The 10,109-nt window shown below is 69.1% G+C and carries 13 protein-coding genes; 4 read left to right on the top strand and 9 right to left on the bottom strand.

Annotated features, from left to right (window positions below; translation table 11 throughout):
* Positions 1-256: 256 nt before the first annotated feature.
* Positions 257-2,506, bottom strand: a complete 2,250-nt coding sequence (gene glyS / locus OXS49_RS31170) for a glycine--tRNA ligase subunit beta (RefSeq protein ID WP_267428451.1) — start codon at positions 2,504-2,506, stop codon at positions 257-259.
* A gap of 51 nt (positions 2,507-2,557) precedes the next feature.
* The gene (locus OXS49_RS31165) at positions 2,558-3,001 is read right to left on the bottom strand and encodes a YbjP/YqhG family protein (protein ID WP_243998001.1); all 444 of its coding nucleotides are present in this window, start codon (positions 2,999-3,001) and stop codon (positions 2,558-2,560) included.
* A 144-nt stretch (positions 3,002-3,145) separates the two neighbouring features.
* On the opposite strand from OXS49_RS31165, the gene OXS49_RS31160 reads away from it, so the two are divergent.
* On the top strand, positions 3,146-3,385 hold the full coding sequence (locus OXS49_RS31160) for a DUF4926 domain-containing protein (protein ID WP_267428450.1): 240 nt from the start codon (positions 3,146-3,148) through the stop codon (positions 3,383-3,385).
* 5 nt (positions 3,386-3,390) lie between these two features.
* Positions 3,391-3,732: a DUF6883 domain-containing protein gene (locus OXS49_RS31155; protein WP_267428449.1), complete on the top strand. Its 342-nt coding sequence runs from the start codon at positions 3,391-3,393 to the stop codon at positions 3,730-3,732.
* A 10-nt stretch (positions 3,733-3,742) separates the two neighbouring features.
* Here OXS49_RS31155 and OXS49_RS31150 read toward each other — a convergent pair whose 3' ends face one another.
* Entirely contained in the window at positions 3,743-4,651 is a 909-nt protein-coding gene (locus tag OXS49_RS31150) for a glycine--tRNA ligase subunit alpha (protein WP_267428448.1), read from the bottom strand.
* Positions 4,652-4,810: 159 nt separating this feature from the next.
* Here OXS49_RS31150 and OXS49_RS31145 point away from each other — a divergent pair, with 159 nt between their 5' ends.
* The gene (locus OXS49_RS31145; RefSeq protein ID WP_267428447.1) at positions 4,811-5,269 is read left to right on the top strand and encodes a GNAT family N-acetyltransferase; all 459 of its coding nucleotides are present in this window, start codon (positions 4,811-4,813) and stop codon (positions 5,267-5,269) included.
* A gap of 147 nt (positions 5,270-5,416) precedes the next feature.
* Positions 5,417-5,695 (top strand): hypothetical protein, encoded by a 279-nt coding sequence (locus OXS49_RS31140; protein WP_267428446.1) that lies wholly within the window; start codon positions 5,417-5,419, stop codon positions 5,693-5,695.
* Positions 5,696-5,710: 15 nt separating this feature from the next.
* Here the strand turns inward: OXS49_RS31140 and OXS49_RS31135 are convergent, their stop codons facing one another.
* The 6 genes from OXS49_RS31135 to OXS49_RS31110 form a co-directional block, all read right to left on the bottom strand.
* Positions 5,711-7,315 (bottom strand): Na+/H+ antiporter, encoded by a 1,605-nt coding sequence (locus OXS49_RS31135; RefSeq protein WP_267428445.1) that lies wholly within the window; start codon positions 7,313-7,315, stop codon positions 5,711-5,713.
* Positions 7,316-7,364: 49 nt separating this feature from the next.
* On the bottom strand, positions 7,365-7,748 hold the full coding sequence (locus OXS49_RS31130) for a hypothetical protein (RefSeq protein WP_243998013.1): 384 nt from the start codon (positions 7,746-7,748) through the stop codon (positions 7,365-7,367).
* A gap of 81 nt (positions 7,749-7,829) precedes the next feature.
* Positions 7,830-8,171, bottom strand: coding sequence for a putative toxin-antitoxin system toxin component, PIN family (locus OXS49_RS31125; protein ID WP_267428444.1), 342 nt, complete (start codon positions 8,169-8,171; stop codon positions 7,830-7,832).
* A gap of 42 nt (positions 8,172-8,213) precedes the next feature.
* Positions 8,214-8,726, bottom strand: coding sequence for an MmcB family DNA repair protein (locus OXS49_RS31120; protein ID WP_243998017.1), 513 nt, complete (start codon positions 8,724-8,726; stop codon positions 8,214-8,216).
* A 91-nt stretch (positions 8,727-8,817) separates the two neighbouring features.
* Positions 8,818-9,594 (bottom strand): cobalamin-binding protein, encoded by a 777-nt coding sequence (locus OXS49_RS31115; protein ID WP_267428443.1) that lies wholly within the window; start codon positions 9,592-9,594, stop codon positions 8,818-8,820.
* 16 nt (positions 9,595-9,610) lie between these two features.
* On the bottom strand, positions 9,611-10,102 hold the full coding sequence (locus tag OXS49_RS31110; protein ID WP_267428452.1) for a DedA family protein: 492 nt from the start codon (positions 10,100-10,102) through the stop codon (positions 9,611-9,613).
* Positions 10,103-10,109: the final 7 nt, after the last annotated feature.

Below are 10,109 nucleotides of genomic sequence, written 5' to 3'. Positions count from 1 at the left end.
GGCCGAGCGCGAGAGCCCCCTCTCGCGTGCGGGAGAGGGTTGGGGTGAGGGACGAGGAGGCTCAGGACGAGGCACGCCATCGACGCGCGTTCACGGCGCGCCTCGTCCGGACAGTTCTCATCCCTCACCCGGCTTTCTGCGAAAGCAGACCTCTCCCGCACGGGAGAGGGGACCCGCGCCCTGTCTTGAGGCCATATGGCCGATGCCGATCCGTGAATCCGCAAGCCCACAGAGGGGGGAGGGAGAGCGGCGCGTTTCACCCCTCGATCTTCGCGAACTCCGCCACCTCCCGCGTCGCGGCGCGGAGCGCGTTGAGCAGCAGCAGACGGTTCTCGCGCAGTTTCGGATCCGGCGCGTTGACTGTCACGTCCTGGAAGAACGCGTCCACCGGCGCCCGCAGGGTCGAGAGCGCCTGCATGGCGCCGGCAAAATCCTCGCGGGCGACGGCCGCCGAGGCGGTCTCCCGCGCCTTCGCCAGGGCCTCGGCGAGCGCCCGCTCAGCCGGCTCGCCCGCGGTTGCGAGGGCGGCGTCGGGCGCGGCGTCGTAGGCGCGACCGTCCTTCTTCTCCTCGATCCGCAGGATGTTGGCCGCGCGCTTGTAACCCGCGAGCAGGTTTTTTCCGTCCTCGGTGTCGAGGAATTGCCCAAGGGCCTCGACCCGGCGGACCACCATCAGCAGGTCGTCCTGGCCGGGCAGAGCGAAGACGGCGTCGATCAGGTCGTGGCGGGCGCCCTGATCGCGGAGGTAGACTTTGAGGCGGTCGGCGAAGAAAGCGAGAAGATCGATTTCCATTGCGACCAATTTGGCGATGAAATCTCCTGCCCTATCGGCGCCAAATTCGTTTTGCTTCTCCAGAGCGCGCAATTTACGTTCCGCATCCGCCGCACCAAAACCTTGAATGCCAAATTCTTGCGCCTGCTTTTCGACCCTTCTGAGGTCAGAGAGGGCGCGGCGATCAAGATACATCTCGCCCGATATATGCAGCGTTTCCAGAATATTAATTCTAATACTATTTTCCAGAATCAATCGAGTCACCCCTAGCGCCGCCCGCCGCAGCGCGAACGGGTCCTTGCTCCCGGTCGGCTTCTCCTCGATCACCCAAAAACCAACCAGCGTATCGAACTTGTCGGCCAGCGCCACCGCGACGGACACCGGATCGCTCGGCACCCGGTCGGAGGGGCCGACCGGCTTGTAATGCTCCTCAATGGCCGCGCAGACGCTCGGATGCTCGCCCTGAAGCGTCGCATACTTGCGCCCCATCAGCCCCTGCAACTCGGGGAACTCGCCAACCATCTCGGTGACGAGGTCGGCCTTGGCGAGGCGCGCCGCGCGCTCGGCCAGCACCGGATCGGCCCCCACCAGCGGCGCCAGCTCCTTCGCCAAAGCGGCGATGCGAGCGATCCGCTCACCCTGCGTCCCGAGTTTCTCATGGAACACGATGCTGTCGAGCTTCGGCAGCCGGTCCTCCAGGCGGGTCGCCTTGTCGGTCTCCCAAAAGAACTTCGCATCCGAGAGGCGCGCCCGGACCACCCGCTCGTTACCGGCGGTGATCGCCTGCCCGCCGTCCGAGGCCACGAGGTTCGAGACCAGGATGAAGGCCGGGGCCAGTTCCTCCGAACCCGATTTCCGCAGCACGAAACACTTCTGGTTCGCCCGGATCGTCGCCCGGATCGCCTCGGCGGGAATGTCGAGGAAGGCGTCGTCGAACGAGCCCATCAGCACCACCGGCCATTCCACGAGGCCCGAGACCTCGTCCAGCAGGCCCTCATCCTCCACGAGGTCGAGACCCCGGGCGAAGGCGAGGTCGCGGGCGTCGTGCAGGATCACGTCCTTGCGCCGCTCGGGGTCGAGGATCACCTTCGCCCGCTCCAAGGCCTGGATGTAGTCGTCGAACCGGCGCACCTCGATCGCCTCGGGCGCCAGGAACCTGTGGCCGTAGGTCGTGGTGCCGGCCGTGATCCCGCCGACCGAGAACGGCACGACCTCGGGGGTCTCGGTCTCCGGCCCGAAAGTGGCGACGATCGATTGCAGCGGGCGAACCCAGCGCAAGGCGCCCGGCTCGGCCGAGGCCGCGCCCCAGCGCATGGATTTCGGCCAGGGGAAATTCTTGATGATCTCCGGCAGGAGTTCGGCCAGCACGTCAAGCGTCGCGCGGCCGGGGCGCTCGATCACCGCGAGGTAGAATTCGCCCTTCTTGGGGTCGGTGACCGTCGTGGCCTGATCCAGGCTCGTCAGCCCCGCGCCCTTCAGGAAGCCCTGGACGGCCGCCTCGGGGGCGCCGACCCGCGGGCCGCGCCGCTCCTCGCGCACCGCCTCGCCCCGGGCGGGCAAGCCGGCGATATGGAGCGCCAGCCGACGCGGGGTCGAGAACGCCCTGGCGCCCTCGTACAGGAAGCCGCGCGCCACCAGGGCGTCGGTGACGAGCGTCTTGAGATCCTCAGCCGCGCGCCGCTGCATGCGGGCGGGGATCTCTTCCGAGCGGAGTTCGAGCAGGAGGTCGGGCATGGCGCGGCCATATCGCCGCGCCGCACCCCTGTCGAGGGCCGGGGATCCGCCTTAGTGCGCCTCGCCCTTGAGGATGGTCGAGAGCTGCCACTTGCGGTCGCCGATCGCGTGGGCGTCGGAGACCTTCCAGCCGCCATCCTCACGCACGAGATCGTAGACGATTGCCTTGGAGCCGTCGCCGCCCTTGCGCTCCACCGTGACCTTCGCCTGGTCCTTGCCCTCGGTGGCCTCCTTGAAGGTCAGGCTCTTCACGGTGTCGGGCTTCAGGGGCTCGCCGTTGAGGCGAAAGTCGAAATCGAGGTTGCCGGTCGCGCCGTTGGCCTGCTTGGCGTCGGCGTCGAACAGGCCCTGAAGGCGCTTCGAGTAGACCGCGGAGTGATTCGGATGCGGCTCGGCGTAGAGCTTCTTCACGACGGTCTCCGGGCCGGGATCGGCCGCCAGCGCGGGGGCGAGGCCGAACCCGAGGAGGCTGAGGGCGAGGAGGGTCTTCTTCATCAGGTGTTTCCCGCGTCTGCGGACGCGCCGGGGCGCGCCGGTTGGCGGGGGTTGCAACGCGCGAGGGGGCCTAGGGGCTCCGCCGGCCGGAACAACCGACGCGCGCCCCTTGCGCAAGCGCTGACGGTGCGCCCATGATGCGGCATGTCGTTCGACACGCTTTTCCAGTCGCGGCGGCCGGTGGCGCAGCCGCATGCTTTTGCCGAACTGTGCGTCGTCGCGCTGTTGCGTGAGGTCGTGACAGATGACGGCACCACGGTTCCGGCTGGCGCAGAGGGTACCGTCGTCGGCGTCTGGGGAGACGGTGAAGCCTACGAGATCGAATTCGACGAGCCGGTCGTGGGCAATGCGACGGTCCAGGCCGACGCCCTGCGCGCGGCCTGAAACGGGTGGCCGACGATCCTGACGACTGGACGCCGGATCTCACGATCGCAGCAGCCAAGATCCACGGCTATCTGCTCAATCTCGATCATCGCAAGGGGCGTCACAAGGCCCGCGTTTTGCTGGCCTGCGGCTTCACGCAACCCGACGACCATCTCCTCCTTTCGGCCCTGTTCCGCCACGCACGCCCGAGTCAACTCGTGCGTGAGGTCGCCGGCGTCCACGGACGCAAATACGTCTACGAGGGTCCGCTTGAGACCCCCGATGGCAGCAATCCGCTGTTCCGATCGGTCTGGCAATCGAGACCGGACGACCCGCGCCGGTTCTTCTGCACCGCCTACCCGCTTTAAGCCACTATCCTCACGCGCCCCCGGCCGCCGTCTTCAACCACGCCGCGCCGCAGGCCTTGGCCAGTTCCCGCACCCGCAGGATGTAGCTCTGGCGCTCGGTCACCGAGATCACGCCCCGCGCGTCGAGCAGGTTGAAGACGTGGCTCGCCTTGATGCACTGGTCGTAGGCCGGCTGCGCCATCCGGTGGCGCGCGCCCTCCGCGGTCGGCGCTCCGGCGTCGAGATAGGTCCGGCAGGCCGCCTCCGCGTCGGTGAACTGGCGGAACAGCATGGCGGTGTCGGCCGCCTCGAAGTTGTGGCGGGAATATTCCTGCTCGGCCTGCAGGAACACGTCGCCGTAGGTGATCCGGTCGGGGCCCTCGGCGCCGTTGAAATCCAGATCGTAGACGTTCTCGACCCCCTGGACGTACATGGCGAGCCGCTCCAGCCCGTAGGTCAATTCGCCCGCCACGGGGACGCATTCGAAGCCCGCGACCTGCTGGAAGTAGGTGAACTGCGAGACTTCCATCCCGTCGCACCAGCATTCCCAGCCGAGGCCCCAGGCGCCGAGCGTCGGGCTCTCCCAATCGTCCTCGACGAAGCGGATGTCGTGGAGCGTCAGATCGACCCCGATAGCCTTCAGCGAGGCGAGGTAGAGCTCCTGAAGGTTCGGCGGGTTCGGCTTCAGGATCACCTGGAACTGGTAATAGTGCTGGAGCCGGTTGGGGTTCTCGCCGTAGCGGCCGTCCTTGGGCCGGCGGGAGGGCTGGACATAGGCCGCCTTCCAGGGCTTCGGGCCAAGCGCCCGCAGGGTCGTGGCCGGGTGGAACGTGCCGGCGCCGACCTCCATGTCGTAGGGCTGGAGAATCACGCAGCCCTGCGCCGCCCAGAATTCCTGAAGCGTCAGGATCAGACCCTGGAAGGATTTTTTTTCGGACATGGGGACAGAGGCTCGGGCTCATGCGGCGGCTCGGACCGCCGGCGGGCCGGTTTAGGTGCGGGCGGGCGGGGGTGCAAGGCGACAGGTGCGAGGCGGCCCGGCTTGCGCGTCCGGGCCGGATGGTGATCCGATCCCGCAGATCTGCACCCGGAGGACCTCATGGACGCCGATACGACCGCCCTCACGATCCGCCCGATCGGCCCCGGCGACCGGGCGGCATGGCTGCCCCTCTGGCGCGGTTACCAGGCCTTCTACAAGGTCGACTTGTCCGAGGCCGTCACCGACACCAACTGGGCCCGCCTCAACGATCCGGCCGAGCCGGTCGACGGCGCCCTGGCGTGGCGCGGCACAGAGGCGGTCGGCCTCGTCCACCACATCCGCCATCGCTCGGCCTGGACGGTCGGTGATTACTGCTACCTGCAGGATCTGTTCGTGGCGGACGGGACCCGCGGCCTCGGGATCGGCCGGCGGCTGATCGAGCACGTCTACGCGGTCGCGAAAGCCGCCGGGTGCTCCCGCGTCCATTGGCTGACGCACGAGACCAACGCGGACGCGATGCAGCTCTACGATCGCATCGCCGAGAAGTCCGGCTTCGTGCAGTACCGCAAGCTGTTCTGACATCTGCACCGACGTGCGCGGCGACACCCAAGCGTGGCGGTTTTTGGGCAATAACCCGGAACCGCCGAGCTGACGGCCAAGTTATCAGCGCAAAAGGGGATCTCGGCACCTCAGCGCTGCCGTACGGAATACGTCGGACGACCCGCCATGCGCACCACTCGCACCATTAACACTTTCGGCCGCAAGAACATCGCCGTCCTGGCCGCGCTTGCCGTCTCATCTCTGGTTGCCACGCCGTTCGTGATGAGCGCCAGCCGCGCGCTCGCGACCGCCGAGGACCAGCCGATCGCCGCGACCCTGCGGGTCGAGCCGGTGGAGGTCTCCCCGGTGACTCTCGCGCCGACGGGCAAGGCGGGCTGCGCCCGCAAGGTGCGGGTGGTCTACAGCGGCTACGGCCAGCCGGCGGACGGCTGCGCGGCTCACTGAGGGCAGACAGCAGACTCAGCCGTGGGCCGGCGCGGTTCCGGCCAAGCGCTTGAGGTGGAGTTCCTCGAGATCGATCTCCGTCTCGAGCTGACGCAGCACCGAACTGTGGATCCGGTTCTGCCGATGCAGGTCGATCAGCGCCGAGCGGCCTGAGCGCACGGCGAGCAGCGCGGCGGCGAAATGCTCGGTCTTCTCGGCCTCGAGGGCTTTCCGCTCGTCGCGGTCCCGGGCGGTGGCCCGGACCCGGCGGCGGTAGTCCTCGACCAGCCGCGGATGCTGCGGCGCCCCGGTCTCCGGAAACACCAATCCTTCGAGGGCGGCGAGGCCCGCCTCGTTGACCACCACCCGGGCCATGGGCGCGTCGAGATGGCCGTCGGGCAGATCCGTGGTGGGATCGAGCCGCAGCCGGCGGATCAGCGATCCCAGCGTGGTCCCCTGCACCAGCACCGTGAACAGGATCACCACGAAGGCCGCCAGCAGGATCGCATCGCGGCCCGGGAAATCCACCGGCAGCGCCAGGGCGGCCGCCAGCGTCACCACCCCGCGCATCCCGGCCCAGCCGACGATCAGCGGCACCGCGGGGTTCGGCGGCGGCTCCTCCGCGCGCACCCGCGCCGACAGGATCCGCCGCAGGTAGACGGCGGGGAACACCCAGACCAGACGGGCGACCACGCACGCCACCGTGACGGCGAGCGCCAGGGGCATCCCCGCCGCGAGCGATCCGAACTCACCGCCTGTCCGAGCCAGCACGCCACGGAGCGCCAGCCCGATCAGCACGAAGACCAGCGCCTCCAGCACGAAGACCACGAATTGCCACACCGCCACGGCGTGACGGCGCGCCTGGGCGTCGAAGGTCTCGTGCTCCCGCCCGCCCATCATCAGGCCGCAGGCCACCACGGCCAGCACCCCGGAGGCGTGGACCTCCTCGGCCGCGAGGTAGGCGGCGTAGGAGGCCAGGAAGCTCAGCACCGTGATGGCGTTGGCATCGTGCAGCCGCCGCACCAGGGTGTTCACCGCCAGCCCGCAGACGAGTCCCACCGCGACGCCCGCCACCGCGAGCCACGCGAAGCTGCCGGCCGCCGACCACGCGCTGAAGCTGCCGGTCAGCGCCGCCGCCACGGCGAGCCGGTAGAGCACGAGGCCGGACGCGTCGTTCACCAGGCTCTCGCCCTCCAGCACCGTGATCATCCGCCGGGGCAGGGCGACCCGGGCGAGCACCGCCTTGGCGGCGACCGCGTCCGGCGGCGACACGATGGCGCCGAGCGCGAAGCAGGCCGCCCAGGGCAGGGCCGGCACCACCGCGTGGGCGACGAGGCCGACCACCAGGGTCGTGAACACCACCGCCCCGAGCGACAGGGACAGGATCGGGCCGAGACTCGCCCGGAAGTCGCGCCAGACGGTGAAGTAGGCCGATTCGAGCAGGAGCGGCGGCAGGAACAGGACCATGATCAGGTCCGGATCGAGATCGAAGGCCGGCAGGCCCGGCGCCACGGCCAGCGCCATACCGCCGAGCACGAGGGCGGCGGCCGGCGGGAAGCCCAGCCGCCCCGCCGCGAGGGACAGCAGCAGGGCCGCGCCGAGGAGGCCGAGGATCAGCTCGAACAGGGCGACGGAGGTCATCGATGAAGCGGGCTCGGCGCTGGATCCACGGGAAGCGCAGCCGTTCTAGTCAGATTTCAATCGTCGGTGGAATACCACCGCAGACGCGCAGCCCAAACCCTGACGTCCATCGCCAACCGTCTCTGCGAGATGAACCGCCGAACTCGGCGTGCAGACTCGGCGCGGATGTCCGGACCGCAGTGACGCGTAAGTCGTTAAGGCGATCTTCGGGAGCCGGGGGAAGGCCGTTCGGCCGGCTCATGAAGCGATCGAAGGCATCCAAGTCCGCGCGCCGACCACGTTCAGCAAGGAAAGCAGCTGCTTTCATCGCCGAAAGCTTCTCGGCCACCGCAGACGCGACGAATGCGTCGAGGGTCGTTCCGCCTTCCCGGGCGACCCGTTCGGCCGCATCCGTCAGCGAATGCGGCAGATGCACCGTAACATCGCGATCCATGGCCGATCAGCCTCCTCTCAGGATGTCGCCCGGACCGACGACTTCGATGCCGAATGCAGCGGGGACACTACCGAAATCCGCTCAATTGAACGTCACGATTGCGTCGGCTCGACCGTTCACCGCCGCCTCCAAAACCATTTCGTCCGCCGGATCCCGCAGCCGCGGGCGCCAAAGATAATGGATCGCGACGGGTTCGGCGAACAGGGCGAGGACGTCCAAGACGTTGGCGACATCCGAAGCCGCTATTTGCGCCGCCTGCAGGTGCTCCGGCCGCAGCGTGACGGCCTCGTATTCCAGAAGCAGCGGAACGCTCAGGAGCATCCGGAACTCGCCGGCCCGGACCCGGCGCAGCAACGCAGTGGAACCGCCTGTCGGGCTTCGCAGCGCCGCCACGATGACGTTGGTGTCGAGAACCAAGCGCATGCGGTCCGTCGCGTCGGCGCGAATCGGGCCGCCGGCCGTATTCTACAGCGCCCCTTCCCGCACCGCGCCCGGATCGGCGAGCGCATGGAGGATGCGCGCGGCGCTGTGGGCGAAACGCAGCGTCACGGCCTTCCGGCGGGCGCCGCTCAGCGGGTGCTCCGGTGGCTCGCGCAGGATCCCGGCGCCGTAGCCGTCGGCGACGATCAGGCCGCATTCCTCCGGGATCAGCGATTCCGGCACGTCCTCGGGGATTGCGAAGAAGAACCGATCGCAGAAATCCCGGTAATCCGGCCATTTCCGGTCGGCGCGGAAGTCGGCGACGCTCGACTTGATCTCCACGATCGTGAGCTTGCCCGCCCCGCAGAGCGCGATCACGTCGGCCCGGCGGCCGTTCACGAGGGAGAATTCCGGCAGCGTGACGCAGCCCATCTCGGAGAACAGCCGGCGCACGCCACGCTGGATCCGCAGGGCCGTGGGCGATTGCCGCCGGTCGGGCGGCAGGAACGCGTCGATGACCGCGGGGGCGGTGTCGGAGAGGCCTGGGGAAGCGGACATCAATCGCGGGGGATGCACCTGTCTCGAATCGGTACATCCTGCCAACCCGGGCGCCATCCGTCACCTGCGACCCGGGACCACCCCGCGGCGGCTACCCGAGACAGGCCCGGATCGCGTCGAACCCATCGGTGAGCGCGGCCGGGCCCGGCTGGAGGATCAGCGGCGACTTGATCTCGTGGATGCGCCCGTCCCGCACCGCCGGAATCCCGGAAAAACCCGGCCGCGCCCGGATCCGGTCGATGTTGACCCGCTTCCCGCACCACGAAGCGAGAATCACCTCGGGCGCGGCCGCGACCACCTGCTCGGGCGTGACGATCCGGTCCTTCGCGGCCGCCTGACGGCTCAGGTCCGGAAAAACGTCCTGGCCGCCAGCCTGGGCGATCAGGTCCGAGACCCAGCCGATGCCGGAGATCATCGGCGCGTCCCATTCCTCGAAATAGACCCGCAGGGGCGGCCGGTCCTGCGCGGTGCGCGCCGCCTCCGCCAGCCGCGTCTCGAAGCCGGCCGCCAGGGTCTCGGCCCGTTCGGGAACGCCCACGAGCGCCCCGAGCGTCCGCACCATGGCAAGGCATCCGGCCAGATCGCGCTGGTTGAACAGGTGGACCGCCACACCCGCGCGGGCGAGGTCGGCCACGATGTCGGCCTGGAGATCCGAGAAGGCGAGGACGAGGTCCGGCGCCAGCGCCAGGATCTTTGGGATGTCGGCGCTGGTGAAGGCCGAGACCCGGGGCTTCTCCTTCCGGACCCGGGCCGGGCGCACCGCGTAACCCGAGACGCCGACGATCCTGTCCTCCTCGCCCAGCAGGTACAGGGTTTCGACCGTCTCCTCGGTGAGGCAGACGATCCGCTCCGGCGGGAACCGGCGCATCAGCGATCGCGCCGGATCATCGGTCGAGCCACGTCAGCAGCCCGGCCCCTGGCGCCAGGAGCACGAAGGCCCAGACCAGCGCGGAGGCGATGTTGGCCGCCTGGAACGGCAGCCGCGACAGCCCGAGGATCCCGGCGAGCAACGGTACCAGCGCACGTGCCGGCCCGAAGAACCGCCCGAGCGCCACCGCGGCGATTCCCCAGCGGCCGATGAAGGCCTCGGCCTTGGCGGTCAGTTCGGGGTAGCGCCGCAGCGGCCACTTGGTCTTCGCCCCCGGCCCGAGCCAGTGCCCCGCCTCGTAGGACATCCAGTCGCCCAAAGCGGCGCCGACGGCGGCCCCCAGGACCACCGGCCAGAACGCGATGTCGGCGCCCCCCACCAGCGCGCCGATGGCGATCAGGATCACGGTGGCGGGCACGAACAGCGACAGGACCGCGATCGACTCGCAGAAGGCGAGGCCGCCCGCGATCAGCGGCGTCCAGGCCTTGTGTGCCTCCACGAAGGCGATGGCCGTA

The sequence above is a fragment of the Methylobacterium sp. GC_Met_2 genome, from assembly GCF_026540795.1.
Classification (GTDB): domain Bacteria; phylum Pseudomonadota; class Alphaproteobacteria; order Rhizobiales; family Beijerinckiaceae; genus Methylobacterium.
Note: the sequence above shows the minus strand (reverse complement) of the source record. Positions and strands in the feature narration are given on the sequence as shown.